At 37.6% G+C, this 20,734-nt stretch carries 14 protein-coding genes; 3 read left to right on the forward strand and 11 right to left on the reverse strand.

The features are described from left to right. Positions 1–122: 122 nt before the first annotated feature. From QS62_RS00740 to mukF, 4 genes are read right to left on the reverse strand one after another with little or no spacing between them, the layout of a single operon-like run. The gene (locus QS62_RS00740) at positions 123–1,307 is read right to left on the reverse strand and encodes an MFS transporter (RefSeq protein ID WP_066104396.1); all 1,185 of its coding nucleotides are present in this window, start codon (positions 1,305–1,307) and stop codon (positions 123–125) included. 56 nt (positions 1,308–1,363) lie between these two features. Continuing rightward, positions 1,364–5,836, reverse strand: a complete 4,473-nt coding sequence (gene mukB, locus QS62_RS00745) for a chromosome partition protein MukB (RefSeq protein WP_066104399.1) — start codon at positions 5,834–5,836, stop codon at positions 1,364–1,366. Next, a complete protein-coding gene (gene mukE, locus QS62_RS00750) occupies positions 5,836–6,573 on the reverse strand; it encodes a chromosome partition protein MukE (RefSeq protein WP_066104402.1) in 738 nt (245 codons plus the stop codon). Before mukE ends, mukB begins: the two co-directional genes overlap by 1 nt. 21 nt (positions 6,574–6,594) lie before the next feature. Beyond that, the gene (mukF, locus tag QS62_RS00755; RefSeq protein ID WP_066104405.1) at positions 6,595–7,935 is read right to left on the reverse strand and encodes a chromosome partition protein MukF; all 1,341 of its coding nucleotides are present in this window, start codon (positions 7,933–7,935) and stop codon (positions 6,595–6,597) included. Between the two features lie 272 nt (positions 7,936–8,207). Between mukF and ttcA the strand changes: the two genes are divergently transcribed. The 3 genes from ttcA to QS62_RS00770 all read left to right on the forward strand — a co-directional run bounded on the left by ttcA (position 8,208) and on the right by QS62_RS00770 (position 10,235). Further along, entirely contained in the window at positions 8,208–9,128 is a 921-nt protein-coding gene (gene ttcA, locus QS62_RS00760; RefSeq protein ID WP_066104408.1) for a tRNA 2-thiocytidine(32) synthetase TtcA, read from the forward strand. Positions 9,129–9,265: 137 nt separating this feature from the next. Further along, a complete protein-coding gene (locus tag QS62_RS00765; protein WP_066104411.1) occupies positions 9,266–9,505 on the forward strand; it encodes a hypothetical protein in 240 nt (79 codons plus the stop codon). A gap of 7 nt (positions 9,506–9,512) precedes the next feature. Beyond that, the gene (locus QS62_RS00770) at positions 9,513–10,235 is read left to right on the forward strand and encodes a zeta toxin family protein (RefSeq protein WP_066104414.1); all 723 of its coding nucleotides are present in this window, start codon (positions 9,513–9,515) and stop codon (positions 10,233–10,235) included. Positions 10,236–10,264: 29 nt separating this feature from the next. On the opposite strand, the gene cmoB is transcribed toward QS62_RS00770, so the two are convergent. From cmoB to tcdA, 7 genes are all read right to left on the reverse strand, one after another. Next, complete coding sequence (cmoB, locus tag QS62_RS00775) at positions 10,265–11,230, reverse strand: tRNA 5-methoxyuridine(34)/uridine 5-oxyacetic acid(34) synthase CmoB (RefSeq protein ID WP_066104416.1); 966 nt, start codon at positions 11,228–11,230, stop codon at positions 10,265–10,267. Positions 11,231–11,249: 19 nt separating this feature from the next. After that, positions 11,250–12,536, reverse strand: coding sequence for a serine--tRNA ligase (gene serS / locus QS62_RS00780; protein ID WP_066104419.1), 1,287 nt, complete (start codon positions 12,534–12,536; stop codon positions 11,250–11,252). 140 nt (positions 12,537–12,676) lie between these two features. Continuing rightward, positions 12,677–13,915 carry a type II toxin-antitoxin system HipA family toxin gene (locus QS62_RS00785; RefSeq protein ID WP_066104422.1) on the reverse strand — a complete coding sequence of 413 codons (1,239 nt, stop codon included), beginning with the start codon at positions 13,913–13,915 and terminating at the stop codon, positions 12,677–12,679. Between the two features lies 1 nt (position 13,916). After that, positions 13,917–14,216: a helix-turn-helix domain-containing protein gene (locus QS62_RS00790; protein WP_231923657.1), complete on the reverse strand. Its 300-nt coding sequence runs from the start codon at positions 14,214–14,216 to the stop codon at positions 13,917–13,919. 130 nt (positions 14,217–14,346) lie between these two features. After that, positions 14,347–17,772: a transcription-repair coupling factor gene (mfd, locus tag QS62_RS00795; RefSeq protein WP_066104428.1), complete on the reverse strand. Its 3,426-nt coding sequence runs from the start codon at positions 17,770–17,772 to the stop codon at positions 14,347–14,349. A 2-nt stretch (positions 17,773–17,774) separates the two neighbouring features. Beyond that, a complete protein-coding gene (gene rlmKL, locus QS62_RS00800; RefSeq protein ID WP_066104431.1) occupies positions 17,775–19,913 on the reverse strand; it encodes a bifunctional 23S rRNA (guanine(2069)-N(7))-methyltransferase RlmK/23S rRNA (guanine(2445)-N(2))-methyltransferase RlmL in 2,139 nt (712 codons plus the stop codon). Positions 19,914–19,957: 44 nt separating this feature from the next. Further along, positions 19,958–20,731: a tRNA cyclic N6-threonylcarbamoyladenosine(37) synthase TcdA gene (gene tcdA, locus QS62_RS00805; RefSeq protein ID WP_066104434.1), complete on the reverse strand. Its 774-nt coding sequence runs from the start codon at positions 20,729–20,731 to the stop codon at positions 19,958–19,960. Between the last annotated feature and the right edge of the window lie 3 nt (positions 20,732–20,734).

The raw sequence follows: 20,734 nt of genomic DNA on the forward strand, positions 1-20,734 counted from the left end.
TTTAAAAATAAACTTTTCATAATGTGCTATTCTGATTAAGTCACTCATCTGCAGATTCAATACTAAAAAAATAAGCCTATTCTTATTTATTAATAATAATAGTAAAACACAATTAAATTACTTTAAATTTGATATTTATTAATATCCAATGTATATAAAAACATGATAACTGTTAATACTACTAAGAAAATTAAAGTAGCATTAACGCCTAAATAATTGATGAGATAACCGGCTAATAATCCCGCTATTGCCGTAAATATCTTAATAATCAAACCACTTAATGCCGAAATTCTTGATATATAATTTTGCGGCATTTCATTAATAGTATAAACGTTATAACACACGTTCCAAATGCCACCCAAAATAGCTTTAAAGACAAAAAAGAGAAAATAACCTAATGGTGATGAAGACAGCATAAAGCCAGCAAAAATCGCAATGCGCAAAATATTAACCATCACCACCAATCGGTTTAAGCCAATTATTTTTAATAAATAAGATGCACAAAGACTACCAATAATCCCACCAATTCCTAAACCAGAGAGAATATAGCCGGTAATATCAAAACCTACTGCAGAAGTAGTCAATTGATAAATAATGGTCAAATATAAAATCGGATGTAAAAAATTATTAATGGCTGTCAATATTACCATCTTCATAAACAGCGACTTATTATTTAGCCATAACATACCTTCTCTTATACTGATTAAAAAATAAGTAACACCGCGTTTTTCTCTAATAAACTGTGGTTCCACTAATGTTAATTGAGTTAATAACAGTATCGATAATAAAGAAATAATTAGCATAAATAGATAAGGCAAAAGAAAATATGCAGAAATTAACAATCCACAAAGTGTTGGCGCTAATAGCTGGACTGCTCTTGTCCTAATTTCATATTTACTTAAAACAGCAGTGGAATCTTGATCTTGTAACAATATTTTTAATGCAGCAGGCTCTGCAATTTCAGTCATAGTCGCAAATGTACCAAACAGAAAAGCAGTTAATAAAATCCAAAAAATTGTCTGCTTAGGCTGCATAAAATAGAGCAACAAAATGAAAACGATCACAATCAATGTTCTAATTATTTCATTTTGCAGCAATAATGGCTTTTTATGACGATATTCTATGCTTGGTGCCAGGAACAGTTTTACTAAGATCACCGGCGCTAAAAACGCAAAAGTACACCAGCTAGCTTCAACAGCGGAATAACCTAATGATAAGACCGTTAATGGAATTGCTAGATGAAAGATTTCAATGTTCAGCAATGTTGAAGCTGAGCTAATTAAAAATAAGGAAAAATTTTTATTCATCTATTTTCCTTTAGTTGAGATAAAAAATGCGGCTAATTGCCGCATTTTTTCAATAATTAATGTGTGGTGCCAAATCCTTTCAAACCAACGACGTGAACAAACTCTTGGTTATGAGCAATTTTCCGCACTAACTTATAAGTTGTTCCTTTCTCTGGACTAATATTCTCTGGTGCCGCAATTAATAATTGCATATCCAAACGATCACAAAGTTCAAATAAGGTAGAAATAGATTTCGCATCTAAACGTGCCGCCTCATCGAGGAATAATAAACGACAAGGTACAACATCTTTACCACGCAGACGGCGAGATTCTTCTTCCCAACTTTGTACCACCATCAGTAAGATTGACATACCAGTACCAATCGCTTCCCCAGTAGATAACGCGCCACTTTCCGCACGCAACCAACCATCTGCACCGCGGAAAACTTCCACTTCAAGATCAAGATAATGGCGATAATCTAGCAACTCTTCACCAATTGTTTGCGGACTACGTTGTCCCATATCAATATGTGGATTTAAACGTTGATAAAGTTTCGCTAACGCCTCGGAGAAGGTCAATTTATTGTTATTAAACAGATCTTCATATTCCGCTTGTTTACCTGATAAAGCATCCAGCAACATTGCGTGGGTATCACGAATATTCACCACTAAACGTACACTCTTCACTTGTCCAAAGGCGATATTTTGCAAGCCTTGATTCAATAAACGAATACGATTTTGTTCACGTTGAATCGTCTTACGCATAATATTAGCAACACTATCCGCACTAATTGCCAATTTCTGTTCACGACTGGTAAGTTCTTCGGTTAAACGAGAAAGTTCCACTTCCATTTGTTCAATCGCATCAATCGGATCATCGGTTTTCAAAATATCTTGACGGATACGTTCACGCAAATGTTGATATACAGCAATAAAGAATTTCACTTTATATTCAGGCTTCGCTGAATTTTCTGATAAACGCAACGCATCACGTAAATATTCATTATCAGCAACCGCATTACGCAATGCTCCTAATGCCTTATCCGACATTGAACGCAACTCTTCAGCAGAAAGATAAGCCAACTCACGACGGTGTAAACGTTTTTCCACATCACTATGACGAGATAAACGTTGTACTGCACACCAACTCACTTTCGCTGCTACGACAACTTCACGTTGTGCTTTATAATCACGTTCCAACTTACGTAACGCTTTCGTTAAGCTATCAGTTTCGTTTTCTAACACCGCTAATTGAGTTTCTAAATAGTTATAACGATGACGATTAACAGAAAGTTGTTGATACAACTCATCACGACGATTTTTCGCACGTACTTCTGCATCAGCATCTACTTTCACCCCTAATTGCGCCACTTCTTGCAACAATTCATCTAATGTTTGTTGTTTAATCTCTTTGGAAGTGGTTAATCCTGTTAATACTTGTTGATATTGCGATAACTGATTTTGCGCTTGTGCTAACGCTTGACGTTTTTGTTCACGTTGTTGCTGCATTTGTTCTAAGCGTTCACGCAGACGTGTACTAAGTTCAGATGTTTCTAATTCCACACTTTCTTGATAGCTAAAATGCGGTAAACGGCTTACTACATCAGTAATCGCAAATAAGCGCTGTTGCACTTGCTTTTGTAATTCAACTGCACGTTGATATTCCGCTTGTAAACTGTCGTGTTGTTCAGGATCACTTTGCAATGCTGCTGCGATTGGCTCTAATTGTTCAATCCAAGCGCCTTTTTGACGTACAAACATTGCGGTTTCTTCCGCAACTTCTAACTGTGCCTGATATTCCTCAATTTGTTCAAGTAAGCTATCTTCTTGTAATAATGCTAAATTTGGCAATAACTTATTCAGTTGTTGCAATTGCTGACGTACTGACGCTAATTGATTGCGTAACTGTTGTTCTTGATCAGTAAATTTTGCTAATTCACGATCAATATCATTGCGTTGTTGCTGTGCTTCACGCATTAATTCTTCTGGATCAGCTTCAAATGCTAATGCTAAATGGCTACCAACAAACTGACTCAATTGTTGATGTAAGCGTTGGCATTTTTGTACATCAAATGAAACTTGTGCAAACTGCTCAGCCACTTCATCACGTTGTTCACGTAACGTTTCCAAATGTTTTTCACGTGCTGCACGACCAAATAATGGGATTTCAGGGAAAGTAGAATAACGTAATTCACGTTGCGATACTTGTACAACTACCCCGCAATCAAGCTCTTGTGCCGATAATACACTGTCATCAAAGGAATTCGGATCACCCTCAATTAAATACAAATCATCTGGGCAATCTTGTAAATCTTGCAGTAATGGTTTTACCGCTTCGAGATCACGCACCACAATGGCGTGGCGTGCTGGTCCATATAATGCTGAGAAATAAGGAGCATCACTAATATCAACATCATCATATAATTCTGATAACAATACCCCACCAAATTTTTCCGCTAACTGATTCAAGCGTGGATCTTCTGAGCCATCTGGTTGTGTTAAACGTAAGATTTGTTGTTCAAGATCTTGTTTTTTCGCCTCCAACTGATCACGTTGGATAATCAATTCCCGCTCTTTGGTTAATTGCTGCTGCATAAAATCCATTACACTTTGCGAGCTATGGAACTGTTGATTCACTTGCTCTTGGATTCGTTCTAATGCCGCCTGAGCTGTTAGCCATAACGGTGCTTTTTGCGTATTTTGTTGATAAATCGCTTGATAATGGTCACGTTGCTGACGTAATGCTGATCGTTCTTCAATTAAGCTATTTAAACTTTCTTCCAATGCTTCACTACGATCTTCTTGCTCTAACGCATAACTTTCTAATTCATCTGCAGTTTGCAATGTACGTTGGCTTTGTTGATTAAACGCTGCTAATTGCTGTTGTACGCGCTGTTGTTGTTCCGCTTTGCGTTGTAAATCAGACAATTTTGCTTTCAAATCATTGGCTTGTTGCTGTTGCAATTTTTGCGTTGGATAGTCACGTAAAATCTGTTTTGCCTCTTGCCACGCTTCTGCACGACTGACATCGCCTTGAATTTTGCAAACTAATTGATATGCCTTATCAAACTGGCTTTTCGCGATATCAACTACCGATAATTTTTGTTCTAACTCTAAGACTCTTTCTGTTAAAACCTCAGCTTGCTCTGAAAATTCTGCTTGATATTGTTCAGCATTTTCTGGCGTTAAGCTATTGATACCAGTAATATTTTTAGCTTTCTCTAAGGTTTGAATTGCTTGTTGGTATTGCACACCTCGTGTTTGTTGTGCATTTAACGCTTGTTGGTAATCCGTTAATTGATCACGAATTGCTTCGATTTCCTCTTCGATAACCTCAACACTCTCTTGTTGCTCTGCTAAGGTAATTTGTGCTTCTTCAACAATCCCTTGTTGCTCTTCAATTTTATCGGTTAAATCTGCAACGTCTTCTTGATAACGTTCGATTTTTTCTTGATGATTTTGTGCGTTCACCACTAAATTGTAGTGATCATTTGCCCCTTGATAATCAATTTCTAAAGTCTTTTCCGCTTCTTTTAATTGGCTAACTTCACGACTATATTCAACAATATTATGTTGCGCTAAATTGAGGTCTTGTTTGGTTTTAAATAGTTCGTTACGTTGTCCCAATAAAGTGTCGATATTGTGACGTCTTTCATTAGAATGACGCATATAATCGGCAGCTACATAATCGGTAGATTGTGTAATCAAGTGTTTAAAGAGGTCGCGGTCTGCTTGCGTTACTTTAATCGCTTCCAAAGTCATGCGATTTTCACGCAATGCTATTTCCATATCTTGGAAAGCCTTTTTCACACCAACATTTTCCGGCAATAAGTAATCCCGCAATGAACGGGTGATTGCCGATGAAATTCCACCGTAAAGTGAAGCTTCAATCAATTTATAAAACTTATTACGATCGGAAGAAGAACGCAGACGTTTAGGAATAATCCCCATATCAAACATAAAGCTATGATAGTCGGCAACTGAATGATACTGTTTAAAGCTGCCGCCTAAACTCTCTACTTTATCTTTCACTTCAGGTAAACCAATCACTTTCGCTTGCGTTTCCGAAATTTTATCGGTAAAGACTTCTGTTGGTGAAATGGATAGCGCCAAACCTTGAATTGAGAATGCTTTGATATCTACTTTACGATCACGTCCAGCAATTTGCTGCAAACGCACGCCAACTAACGAACGCTGACGTTGTGAGTTAATCGTATCCAAAATGGCATAACAAACACCCGGACGCAATTTTCCGTATAAACCTTTATCTCTTGAACCGCCTGAAGCTCCTGCTTCTGTGGTATTGCGGAAATGCAATAACGTTAAATCAGGAATTAATGCAGTCACAAAGCCCGCCATTGTCGTTGATTTTCCCGCACCATTTCCTCCAGATAAGGTAGTAACTAATTCATCAAGATCAAACGTACGTGCAAAAAAACCATTCCAGTTAATCAAGGTTAGCGAACGAAATTTACCTCGTTCTGCCAGTGCATTCACACTAGCTGTTGTTACTTGTTGAGGTTCTAATGTTTCCATTTCTAATTCCGCCATTATGCTTCCCCTTCCTCAAAATTATTTTCGTCTGACTCTTCACTATCGTCCGTATCAAGATCTTGATCCTGTTCATTATCCAATTGTAATGATTCAGGTGTCGCAATTTCTCCCTCACGAATCAAACGTAATTGCGCCGCTTGTAAATCTTCTCCACTACGTACTTCCGCACCAAAACGGAATACCGCTTCAGAGATAATAAATTTTCCGCTATGCTGATCACCGACAGTTTGCAACATTCCTAAACGACGTAAACGACTAATTGCCGCACGCACTTTTTCCGCTAATTTTTGTTTATCTAAATCTGAACCACTAGAACGTTGATTAACCGCTTTTAATAACTTATTTTCATCCGCTAAATTTAACAATTCATCATAAACTTCTTGTACCGTAAAAATACCTTGCTGCGCCAAACGTTCTGGGCTGAGATAGAGATAACACAATACTTTACCAACTAACATCTCCAATTCAGACAATACACTTCTGGCAATTAACGTCGTTGCTTTCGGACGCAAATAGAAAAAACCTTCTGGCGCACGAATTAATTCAACATTATAACGACGATAAAACAGCTCCAGTTCTGTCTGAAAATCTAACAGAAAAGCGTGTGGATCTAACTGATCAATACTAATATGACGTCCGGAACGTAATTGGCTATCAACAACAGGAAACAGTGGGTTTGCGATTGCAGTTGCCAATTTCGCTGGAATAGGTTCGTAAGGGGTAGTTTCACTCATAATTATTTCGCTTTATTCAAGTTATTTTTTCGGTTGATTGTTATATTCATCAATTGGGTGCGCTTGTACTTCTGCACCAAAATCATTAATTGGCTGCCATTGCGGAACATTACCGCTAAAATCTTGACTGGCAATCCCTAGACGCACAGCTTGATCAACAATGATTTTTGCCACATCAAAATGTTGTGACTGCGGATAACGATCAAGTTGTTCACGCAACACATTACTTAATTCGATTGGCTTACCTTCTTGATAATATTGAATCAACATTGTTTGCATGGTTTCAGTGATTTGCTCGTGAATCGTTTGCAATGATTCATATTCCAATTCCGCCGGCAATTCACCTAGTGCTTCTTCTTCACGCAATGCCAGTTCTTCATCACGTAGATCAACTAAACGCTCTGCTTGCACACTCCATAGAAAAAATGGCGCATCAAAATAATCAGCAATCGAACGGCGTAAGCGCTGCGCAAAGACACGATTTTTATCTAAATCAATTGCAGTACGAATAAATTTATGTACATAACGGTCATAGCTAATCCAAAGATCTATCGCTTGTTGGCCCCAGCTAATAATGCGGTCTAGCTTTAACTGTAAACTGATAATTAATTGTTCAACAAAGTCTAAACTTTCACGCCCAAGGATACAGTCTTGAATTCGTAATAATCCCGCTTGCAATTTATCGCCGGCTGCATTCAAGGTATCTTGCAGTTCACGTAAATTACCTGATGTTTCATCTAACAAACGTTCGCAGCTTGAAATTGCTGCTTGCCAATCTTTACTTAACAATTCAGCTATTTCTTCTTTGGTTTGATGCTGGCTCTCATCCATAATGCGTTGCGAAAGATCGATGCTATCGAAAATCTCAGCCACCGAATATTTCAACGGTGCAAATACTTCACGACGCCAGTAATATTCATCGCCATCATTCTCTGCCGCTTCCGCTGCACGTTGAATTTCATCCGCAACAATGGAGAGTTGTACAGAAAGACGCAATGCAGAAAATTCACGCTGACGAATATAGTAATCAGAAACACCAACACCGAGCGGCGTTAAGCGATAAATTGCTAAGCCTTCGGTAAATTCGCTACTAAAACGGTTGACCAAACGTTGCTTGACCAGATCATTGATTGCATTATTGGCACGCTGAGTCAATGTATCTTCAGATTGCCCTAATGCTTTAGAAACATGACGAAACAGATCGACTAAATCACTTTCTTCCATTTCACCAGCAAATCGCTCTTGGTTAAAAATTGCGATCGCTAAAAGAAAAGCTAAACGTTCTGTAGTGAGATTTAAGCTAAATTCTCGTTCTTTTACCCACGAGATTAATTCAGGAATGGTTTGAGTTGATTCACTCATTATTAATTACCTAAACAACTAAGGTTTATCTTGATCAAAATAATATGTTAAACGTGCAACATTCTAGCAAAAAAATGTTATTTCTCTAAAGGTTATTTCAAACGATCTAGCCAATTCTCTGTGATAGATCTCGCATTTTGCTGATAAAAATGACTTTTTCCTCACAAACTGCAATTTACACAAAAATACCTCAATAAATTCATTGCAAAAAAAACTCAAGCCCTTACCATATCAAGCCGATTTTTAGCTTATACAATGGTGTCTGAATTACGATGTCTATGGAAAAAAAACAGATTTATAATTTGAATAAACTACATAAACGTTTACGCCGCGAAGTGGGAAAAGCGATTGCTGATTTTAATATGATCGAAGAGGGCGATCGTGTGATGGTTTGCCTCTCTGGCGGTAAAGATAGCTACACTTTATTAGATATTTTATTAAATTTAAAACTTAATGCACCGGTGAATTTTGAGATTGTGGCAGTCAATCTTGACCAAAAACAACCGGGTTTCCCTGAAGAAGTATTACCAAATTACTTACAACAATTAGGGGTGGAATATAAGATTGTTGAAGAAAATACCTATGGCATTGTGAAAGAAAAAATTCCTGAAGGAAAAACTACCTGTTCTCTATGCTCTCGCTTGCGCCGAGGTATTTTATACCGTACCGCTACTGAATTAGGTGCTACCAAAATTGCTTTAGGGCATCATCGTGATGATATGTTAGAAACTCTATTTTTGAATATGTTCTATGGTGGAAAAATGAAAAGTATGCCGCCTAAATTGATTAGTGATGATGGCAAGCAGATTGTGATTCGCCCATTGGCTTATTGTCGTGAAAAAGATATTGCTCGTTATGCTGAAGCAAAACAATTTCCAATTATTCCTTGTAATCTTTGTGGTTCTCAACCTAACTTACAACGTCAAGTCATCAAGGAGATGTTACAAGCATGGGATCGTCAATATCCGGGACGAATTGAAACGATGTTTAGCGCTTTGCAAAATGTGGTGCCATCACATCTCTGCGATCCAAACTTATTTGATTTCAAAAATATTCGTCATGGCAGTACGTTGGCTAATATCGAGGGTGATATTGCCTTTGATAAACCTGAAATTCCTACTGCACCATTATTACAAGATGATGATAATGAGTTCCTAGAACAGCAACAGATTAGTTTTCGGGAAGTAAATTAACGACTTAAAAAAGCTATATCTCATCAATAAACCTACAATATGTTGTAGGTTTATTTTCTCATCCGACAATTTTATTTAATTTCTTGTATAATCGAATCACTTTCTTAAGCAACTACAATCCAAAGGTATCGATAATTATGTGTACGCTAATGCAAAAAGATGTATTGATTGAAATGATCGCCAATGCAATGTCTACCATAGATTTACGCACCGAACCCAATGATGCAGATAATGAAGATCAACAATATTTAACTCATCTAAGAGATAATTTATATAGTACTCATCAAAACGATATCGATTATCAAACTGTAGCCAGTACAATTATCGAGATAAAAGATAAATATTCCCATTTACCTATCAATCAATATTATAAGTGACACATTTATGACAAACCTCGATAAAATTCTCAAACAACTCGATAGCTACGATTTACAGCAAGATATAAATAAAAAATTTCCTAAAATATGGACAAGATTTGCAAATAACCCTTTCTTATCGCCACAAAATAATCCTATTGGTGTCTTATTAGGCGGACAACCAGGTGCAGGAAAAGCTTTCGCCACTATGGAAATCAAAAAACGTTTAAATAACAACATATTAGTCATAAATGGTGATGAATTTAGGTCTTATCACAGACATTATGAAGATTTTTATACGTTGTATGGAAAAGATGCTTCAAAATATACTGCTGCTTTCGCAGGGACAATGGTAGGCAAAATACGCGATGAAGCAATTAAACAAGGTTTTAATATTCTTATTGAAGGAACATTTAGAACCTTAGAAACACCACTGAAAGAAATTAATAATTTCGTGAAAAACGGTTATCGGACTGAAATCGTCATTTGTACTTGTCCAAAAGAACTTAGTTGGGAAAGTACTCTACAACGAGCTATAGAACTGGAAACTGCAGGATTGCAACCAAGATATGTACCAAGAGAAACTCATGATTTAGTTGTTGCTAAACTCGCGGAAAATGTAGAAAAAGTATTTCAAAGCAAACTCGTTTCACATCTAGAAGTTTATTCTCGCGATAAAAAACTATTTGATTCCGATATTGAACCAATCGACCGTTTAATTCCTTATATTAATCAAGAGTTGGATAGATAAAATGCGTGCCAAAAACACGCATTTTACTGTTACTTATTGGCAATAATAACTGCTCTTTTCGGTGCTGGATAGCCTTCGATAGTTTTACTCTGATCGTGAGGATCAAGGAAATCAATCAGGCTTTCATTCTCTAACCATTCAGTTTTGCGTTGTTCCTCTAATGAGGTAACTGCCACATCAACACAACGGATATTACTAAAGCCTGTTTTATTTAACCAATTTATCAACGCTGCCACCGATGGAATAAAATAGACATTTTTCATCTTAGCGTAGCGTTCACCTGGTACTAATACAGTATTTTCATCACCATCAACCACTAAGGTTTCCAAAACCAACTCACCACCTTTTTTCAATTGTGCTTTTAGTTGGGAAAGATGATCTAATGGCGATTTGCGATGATATAGCACGCCCATTGAAAAAACAGTATCAAACGCCTGTAATGGCTGCATTTGTTCAATACCTAATGGGATTAGGTTTGCCCTACGATCATTATTAAGTAATTTTCTGACCGCTTCAAACTGGCACAAAAACAGTTCTGTTGGATCAATACCAACAACCATTTTCGCACCTTCACCAACCATCCGCCACATATGATAACCGCTACCACAACCAACATCTAACACGAGTCGATCTTGTAATGAGGAAATATGTGGTAATAAACGATCCCATTTAAAATCAGAACGCCATTCACAATCAATATGCACACCAAACAGATGATATGGCCCTTTTCGCCATGGCATTAACTGCTTTAAATGGTGAATCATACGCTGACGTTCACCATCGCTTAACGCTTGATTTAATTTCGCTTCAACACGATGTTTTAAGTCAATTTCATCGGCAGTACGATTTGGTAGAAACTCAACTACTTTTGCCCATTTCGCATATTCACCATGTGCATTCGCCTGCCAATATTTTAGCTGTGCTGGTAAGGTTTCTAACCAATCAGACAGCTCAGTTGTCGCAATTTGTTGATAAAAAGGTCGAAAATCAAACATAACTACCAGTTATCACCTATTAGCGAATCACATCTAGACCATTCATGTATGGGCGTAATACTTCTGGAATAACGATAGAACCATCAGCTTGTTGATAGTTTTCTAGTACTGCCACTAAAGTACGTCCAACAGCTAAACCAGAACCATTTAATGTATGTACTAAACGTGGTTTCTTCTCGCCTTTCACACGATAACGAGCTGACATACGACGTGCTTGGAAATCCCACATATTTGAGCAAGAAGAGATTTCACGATAAGTATTTTGCGCCGGTAACCAAACTTCTAAGTCATAAGTTTTGCATGAACCAAAGCCCATATCACCAGTACATAAAACGACTTTACGATATGGTAAACCTAATAATTGCAATACTTTTTCCGCATGGCCTGTTAACTCTTCTAGTGCCGCCATAGATTTTTCCGGTTCAACAATTTGCACTAATTCCACTTTGTCAAATTGGTGCATACGAATTAAACCACGAGTATCACGACCGTAAGAACCCGCTTCAGAACGGAAGCAAGGTGTATGAGCAGTCATTTTTAATGGTAAATCTTCTGCATCTAAAATTTCACCGCGTACCATATTGGTAACTGGAACCTCTGCGGTTGGAATCAACGCATAAGGTTGTTCACCTTCTAATGGTTTTGTATGGAATAAATCTTCACCAAATTTTGGTAATTGACCTGTACCATAAAGCGTTTCGTGATTAACTAAATAAGGTACATAAGTTTCAAGATAGCCATGTTGTTCAGTATGTAAGTTCAACATAAATTGTGCTAATGCACGATGTAAACGCGCAATTTTGCCTTTTAATACAACAAATCTCGCGCCAGTCAATTTCACCGCAGTTGGAAAATCAATACCGCCACTTAATTCGCCCAAATCTACATGATCTCTGATTGGGAAATCATATTGTTTTGGTTCGCCCCAACGAAATACTTCAACATTTTCACTATCATCTTTACCAAGAGGCACATCATCAGCAGGAATGTTTGGAATAGTTAATGCAATTTGTCTTAGCTCTTCTTGCACTTGATCTAAAGCCGCTTTTGCTTGTTCTAACTCAGTTCCCATATTATCGACTTCTGCCAATAATGGTTGAATATCTTCACCGCGTGCTTTCGCTGCACCAATCGCTTTGGAACGTGCATTGCGCTCCGCTTGTAAACTCTCTGTTTTAACCTGTAATACTTTACGTTGCTCTTCTAATTGTTCGATTTTTTGCACATCTAACACAAAATTTCTTTTTGCTAATAATTTTGCTGCTGTGTCTGCTAAATCATTACGTAATAGATTAGGATCAATCATCTTTTCTTCCTTTGTTGATTCTGTGATTTCTGGAAAATAAAAACGCTTTATTCTAGCACGGAAAATCGCTCCGCTCGTGGAAAATTTATCAAAACTGTTGAGGAATTATTGATTTTTTTGCAATTCGCTAACGCAGATAATTAAACATTGAAAGCAAACTTCATCAATTCTTGTTCTTGTCGAGATATACCAATTTCTATTGCCAATTTTTGCCACTGTTTAACAACAAAAAGCACTTCATCATAAATTTTATTAGCTTCGGCAGAAGACAATTGGAAAAAATCAGCTACCTCAAAAGCTAACTGGTAGTCCAATCTATTATCGTTGTCCGTAATATTTAGGTGTAATCCTTGTGAAACAGAAACTGGGTTTAAATCATAAGCCGGAGATAAAATCCAACCTGAATTATGATAAAGAAAACCATGATTGCGTAAATGATCATCCGTATTCGATATTGCAATATTAAATATAATTCTACGCCACAACTGAGCAAGATCTGCTCTTGATGCAGCTCCATGTTCAGTTAAAAATTGTGCTATTTCAAGATAACTAGCTTCATAATCACCATCATAATAGCCTAATTGTGTTAATGCAGAAGTAAAATGCCGACGTTTTTCCGCTACACGATCAAATCTTTGTGTTAAAAATGTATGATGTTCCTGATTAAATTTCTCGACACTACAAATTGCCATTTTAATGCCTGCTTGTATAGCCAACCGATAGGCTAAGTATTCCCACAATCCAATGTCATACTCATCATATTTACTAGGAAATTTGGCAATCCATAACTGCTGATTATCATCAATTACTGATGCTTTAGGTCTTGCACCGCCTAGTGAAGAACCTGGCGATATCAACATATATAACCACTTTAAATAATCAGGATCATTTACACTATTACTATTTTCTAATTGAGATGCAGCAAATTCTAACTCTTTTAATGAAGATATCGGTGGTGCAGCAAGATAATTATTATTATCTAAAAAAGCTCCATCTAATGCTGTCTTAAATCGTAATGCCCCCATTCTATTCATATCATGAACACCTAACAGATAATCGCATTCCGTCAATAATCTGGGTTTACGATTTTCATGAGCTGCTAAAGCAGCTTCCCGACGTTTCATTAACAAACGTCCCCAACGATCGGGACAAGAATCTAAAAAAATACGAAAATTTTGTGCGTTTACACTGTACTGCTCACCAGAATAAAGATGTAAATCAGGATCAATTTGTTGTACAAATGGAGAAATTAACCAGCTATCTTCATAGTGAAAACGAAAAGATTCCTTCCCTCTAACAACATCTGAAGACAGGACACCAACTAACTCAGGCTTGTCAAAAGTTTCCCAATCAGCAAATACATAAATATCCTTTCCCATCTTACTTCCTCAGTAATTCAATATCTTGCAATTTGCGTCCCAATTCATCATCACTGGCTATTTTTGTAAAATCTTGCTCTAAACCTAACACGCCAAGAACCATAACATAGTAACCAATAGCAACACTGGAATTACCATGCATAATTTTTCGGATTGTCATTCGGCTAAGTCCAGTTCTTTCCGACAAAACTGTTTGCGTAAGTTTTCGTCTTTTAGTGGCAAGCTTAATATTTTCGCCTAATTGTATTAATGCTTTTTCATACTTAGGAAATAATATTGGTGATTTGGTTTTATTGAACATTATAAGTACCATTTTTCTATTTTTTGACAATTATAATGTTCAAATAAAAAATTCTCAACTTAAGGAAAGTTATTTTCTGATATGGTAGGAACAAATTACTTACATAGCATAGTTAATAACTCCACAAACCCTACCCCTTAATCCGTTCTACCAATTCAATCACAAAGTTTAAGCGTTGTTGGTGATCCTCAAAGTTTTGCGTAAATCTAAATTTTAATGGGCCATCAAAACGATAGACTTTTGGTTGTTGTTGAATCAGCTTTAAGAACAGCATTGGATCCAATTCAACATTCGGTGCAAATTCTAGATAACCACCTGTTGCCATTGCTTCAATTTTTTGGATTCCTAATGGTTTAGCTTGCAAACGTAATAATGCTATTTCAAATAAGTTTTTCGTTGCTTGTGGCAATAGACCAAAGCGATCGATTAATTCAACTTTCAACTCTGCAAGCTCATCTTCATTTTTCGCACCCGCTATCCGTTTATAGAACGAAAGACGCAAATTCACATCACCCAAATAATCTTCCGGCAATAATGCAGGTATGCGTAGATCAATTTCCACCTGTGATTGAGTAAGTTCATCTAATGTTGGTTCTTTACCTTCTTTTAAGGCTTGCATCGCATTTTCCAGCAATTCCATATAGAGTGAGAAACCGATAGTTTCGATTTGTCCGCTTTGTTCATCGCCTAACAACTCACCAGCACCACGAATCTCTAAATCGTGCGTTGCCAACACGAAACCAGCACCTAAATTATCTAAACTACTCAATGCTTCCAAACGCTTCACTGCATCTTTGGTCATCAATTTTTCCGGTGGTGTTAATAAATACGCATACGCCTGATGATGTGAACGCCCAACACGACCACGCAACTGATGTAATTGTGCTAAACCAAAGCGATCGGCTCGTTCAATAATGATAGTATTGGCACTAGGAATATCGATTCCAGTTTCAATAATGGTTGTACAGACTAAAACATTAAAGCGTTGATGGTAAAAATCTGTCATCACCCGCTCTAATTCACGTTCACGCATTTGCCCATGACCAATACCAATACGAGCTTCTGGCACTAACTCCGCTAATTTTTCAGCACAATTTTGAATAGTTTCAACATCATTATGCAGGTAATACACCTGTCCACCACGCAAAATTTCACGCAAAATCGCTTCACGTACTACCCGTTCATCGTGTTGTCGAACAAATGTTTTAATCACTAATCGGCGAGCTGGTGGTGTTGAAATAATTGATAAATCGCGAATACCATTCATCGCCATATTTAAAGTCCGCGGAATTGGCGTTGCGGTTAAGGTTAAAATATCAATATTACTGCGTAGTTGTTTGATTTTTTCCTTTTGTCTAACCCCAAAACGATGCTCTTCATCAATGATTAATAAGCCTAAATCTTTAAACGCAACTTCGCCCTGTAACAATTTATGTGTACCGATCAGAATATCAATTTTCCCTTCTTGTACTTGGGCTAATACGTTTTTCTGTTCTTTTGTGGTTTTAAAACGTGACAACACTTCAACATTAACAGGTAAATTAGCAAAACGATCACTGAAATTGTCATAATGTTGTTGCGCCAATAAGGTTGTCGGCACCAGTACCGCAACTTGTTTATGATTCATTACCGCTAAAAATGCTGCTCGCATTGCCACTTCTGTTTTACCGAAACCCACATCACCGCAAACTAAACGATCCATTGGCTTAGCTTGACACATATCACCGATAACAGCATTAATCGCCATTTGCTGATCATAAGTTTCTTCAAAAGGGAAAGTTGCCACAAATTGTTGGAATTCTTCACGATCATATTGGAAAGCAAAACCGGGACGTGATTCACGTTTCGCATACACATCCAATAATTCCGCTGCCACATCGCGAATTTTCTCTGCTGCTTTTTGGCGAGATCTTACCCACGCCTCACTGCCTAATTTATGCAGTGGTGCATTCTCTTCACCACCACCAACATAACGACTAATCAAATGCAATGAAGAAACTGGTACATATAATTTGGCATCATCGGCATAACGCAGCACTAAATATTCTGCCACCATACCGCCCGTTTCTAACGTGGTTAAGCCATCATAACGACCAACGCCATGTTCCAAATGCACCACTGGTTGTCCAATTTTTAATTCAGCTAAATTGCGAATCAGCGCATCTGGATTCACATTTTTTTGTTGTTGGCGCTGACGAGTTTGCACTTTTTCGCCAAGAAAATCCGTTTCACAAATTAAGGCAAACTGATCTTCAACAATAAATCCTCTCTCCATTGCGCCAATCATCAAGCTAAAACGCTGTTGTTTCGCTTGAGCTAAATCGATAATTGAAGTCGGTTTAATCTTTAGTGGTTTTAATAACGATAATAGGGTTTCTCGCCGCCCCTCACTTTCTACTGAAAAAATAATCGGTTCGGAACGTTCTTCAATAAACTGACGTAATAATTTTAATGGCTCTTTTTGTTGTGAATTGATCGTTAATTCAGGTAACGCAGCAACTGCTAAATTTTGATTGCGTGCTTGCTGTTCTAACTTCGTTTGTGTAAGTGTAAAACGTGGATAATCCTTCAAATATTGATTCACATTATCTGGACGCAACCATAATTTACTTGGTGGCAACAAAGGACGCATTGGATCGACTTTCTGATTTTCATAGCGTAATTCCGCATCACGAAAAAAGGCTTCACCTTGCTGCTGAATTTGTTCATCAGTAATAAACAAAGTATTGATTGGCACATAATCAAAAAAGGTTGCCATTTGATCAAAAAAGAGTGGCTGCCAATATTCGATACCAGCAAACAGCGTTCCTTTGCTTATCTGTTGATAAATATGCTCTGGATCACGTCTAATCTCACCAAAGGTCTCCCGAAAATTCGTACGGAAAAATTCGATTCCTTTTTCATCACTCGGAAATTCGTGAGCAGGTAAGAGATTAATTTGTTTGATCTCGGCAATTGTGCGTTGCGTATCAACATCAAAAGTACGAATTGAATCAATCTCATCATCAAAAAAATCTAAACGATAAGGTTCGTGGCTTCCCATTGGGAAAAGGTCAAGTAAAGCGCCTCGTACTGAATATTCGCCATGCTCAAATACCTGATCAACAGCACGATAGCCTGCTTTATGCAATTGCATTCTTAATTGTTCAAGATCACAATGCTGACCTTTTTTAATTAAGAAAACATTTTGTGCTAAATAACTTGGTGGGCAAACACGCTGCATCAACGTACTAATCGGTAAAATAAAGATCCCTTGTTTTACCTGTTGCAACTGAAATAGCGTACTTAGACGAGTCGAAATAATCTCTTGATGTGGTGAAAAATTATCATAAGGTAACGTTTCCCAATCAGAAAAAATCTCTGCTGACAATGAAAATTGCGACAAACTCTCTGCTAAATGGTTAGCTTGTCGCATATCAGGCGTGACTACGACAATCACGCCTTGGTGTTGTTGTGCAATTTCAGCGATTGCTAAGACACGACTATCCGCAATCGCATTACCCAAATATTTATGATCGTTCGCTTTTTTTGGTAGATTTAGATTAAAACAGTTCATGACTACTCTTGATTAAAAACAATTCTCCAACAGTTGTGAATATGTGGATTGCGTTGGAAATCGAGTGGTAATGTACGTTCTGAAATATTTCCCGCACTTAAACCTAATCGTGCCAAACCATTCAGATCCATCTTAAAACCACGTTTATTGTTCGAGAAAATAATCACGCCATTACGACGTAATAATTTGCTTAATTTTGCTAGCAGCTGTAAATGATCTCGCTGAACATCCCAGCTATTCTCCATTCGTTTTGAATTAGAAAAAGTTGGCGGATCAACAAAAATTAAATCATATTGTCCTTTAGCATTCTCCAACCATTGTAAGCAATCTGCTTGAATCAACTTGTGTTGCTTACCTTTTATATCATTCAAAATAAAATTCTGCTCAGCCCAGTTTAAATAAGTATTGGACATATCAACGGTGGTACTTGATTTTGCTCCACCTAAAATGGCGTGTACACTACAAGATCCTGTATAAGCAAACAGATTGAGAAAATCTTTGCCTTTTGCCATCTCACCCACCATTTTGCGTGTTAAACGGTGATCTAAAAACAGTCCAGTATCCAAATAATCGGTCAGATTTACCCACAATTTTGCACCATACTCATTGACAAAAAAGTAATCACCTTTATTAGCTAATTTTTCATACTGATTATTGCCTTTTTGTTTTTGACGCACTTTCAATACCAATTTGTCGGTCGCCACACCGGTGATATTTAAGGTTGCAGTTACCGCATCTAATAAACGCTGTCTGGCTTTTTGTGGATCAATATTTTTCGGAGCAGCATACTCTTGTACCACGATATGGTCAGCATAACGATCTACCGCTAAGTTATATTCTGGTAAATCGGCATCATATAAGCGATAAGCCTCTAATCCTTGCTGTTTCGCCCATTTCTCAATTTTCTTAATATTTTTTGCTAAACGATTACTAAAATCTGGTGCAACATCAGAGCGTTGTTGGAATTGTAATGGATTATCCTCTTGATCATTTTCTACGCGACGCTCACCAATTAAATAATTCTTTTGCACACAATCTAACGGGCCATTTTTCGCTTTAAATTGGCGTGAAGAACGTAAACGCAAACAATCTAACAAACTTAATTCACTACTAAAAATGGAGGCTTGCCAATGTGGGAAATACTGTTTTAAACGTCTGCCAAAAACTGAATACAGAGCGATCAATGTTGGTGTTGCTCCTAAACGTTCCCCATACGGTGGATTACACACGACTGTACCAACTTCTTCTGTTGGCGGTGTTAAGCTTGCAATATCAGCGGCAGTAAACTGGATTAAATGCCCAACACCAGCATTTTCCGCATTTTGTCGAGCTTTTTCTAAAACTCGATGATCACGATCTAAACCAAAGAAGTGTGCTTTACATTGTTGCTTGCCTTGTTCCGCTTTTGCTAATGCGGATTCTTTCACACGCAACCAAACGGTTTGTTGATGTTTTTTCCAATGATTAAAGCCCCAATGCAAGCGCGTTAATTGCGGTGCAATTTGTGCTTCCATTTGTGCTGCTTCAATTAATAAAGTACCCGAACCACACATTGGATCAACTAATGGTGTGCCAAACTGCCAACCTGAGCGGATAATAATTGCTGCTGCTAATGTTTCTCGTAATGGTGCCGCACCAGTATCACTACGATAACCACGCATATGTAATGCTTCACCGCTTAAATCTAATGACACATTTAATTCATCACGATTCAAATAAGCGTGGATACGAATATCAGGATAATCTTTATCTACTTGCGGACGCGCTTCGCCTTGACGAGTGAAATAATCAACAATCCCATCTTTTACTCGCATTGCGCCATATTGGGTGTGGCGAATTGCTTCATTAGTCCCGTTAAAATCCACCACAAAACTATCATCAGCATCAAAATGTTGCTGCCAAGCAAAATTCACTACTGAATTATACAAATCTAAATCATCGTACACTTTGCAAGTAAATAACGGATATAAAATCCGCGAACTCAAGCGGCTCCATAATAGCGTTTGATACAAGGTTTCATCGTCAGCAGCATAATGCACACCGCCTTGTACCACTTTGCATTGTTGCGCGCCTAACTTTTCTAATTCTGTTTTTAATAGTTCTTCAAACCCACGAGCTGTGGTGGCAAATAATTGATTCATATTTTTTCTTTTATCAGGTCAAAATTGTGGCAGATTATAGCAAATTAGTTAGCTTTATTTTGTAGCAATTTATCTACTACTCTTGCGGCAGCAAAGAAACCGAAAGTCGCTGTCACCATCGTTGCTGCGCCAAAACCATTGCTGCAATTCATTGTGGCTGAAGTTGAACATTCTCCACTTACTTTAGGGAAAATAAGCGGTTGCGTGGAAAACACACAATCAATACCAAATTTACGTTGTGGATTATCGGTAAAGCCATACTGTTTGCGTAATAAATAGCGAACTTTTGCTGCCAATGGGTCTTGGATTGTTTTACTTAAATCTTTAATTTGAATTTGGCTTGGATCAGTTTGTCCACCAGCGCCGCCAGTGGTAATTACCTTAATTTTATGGCGTTTGCAAAAAGCCAATAACGCTGCTTTAACTTTTACGCTATCAATCGCATCGACGACATAATCATAACCTTTCAATAAATATTCATTTAGGTTTTCTGTTGTCAGGAAATCATCAATGATCTTCACTTCTGCAGTAGGGTTGATCGCCAACACACGTTGCTGCATTACTTCCGTTTTCAAAGCCCCGATATTTTCTGTTACTGCGTGAATTTGTCGATTGACATTAGTCACGCAAATATCATCCATATCTATTAAAGTCAGTTTTCCCACACCAGAACGCGCTAACGCTTCAACTACCCACGAACCGACACCGCCGATGCCAATTACACATACATGAGCTTGACGCAGGCGTTCTAAGGCAGCTTCGCCATATAAACGCCCAATACCACCAAAACGTTGTTCAAAATTATCTACTCGTGCCATACA

The organism is Gallibacterium salpingitidis, from assembly GCF_001678495.1.
Lineage (GTDB): Bacteria > Pseudomonadota > Gammaproteobacteria > Enterobacterales > Pasteurellaceae > Gallibacterium > Gallibacterium salpingitidis.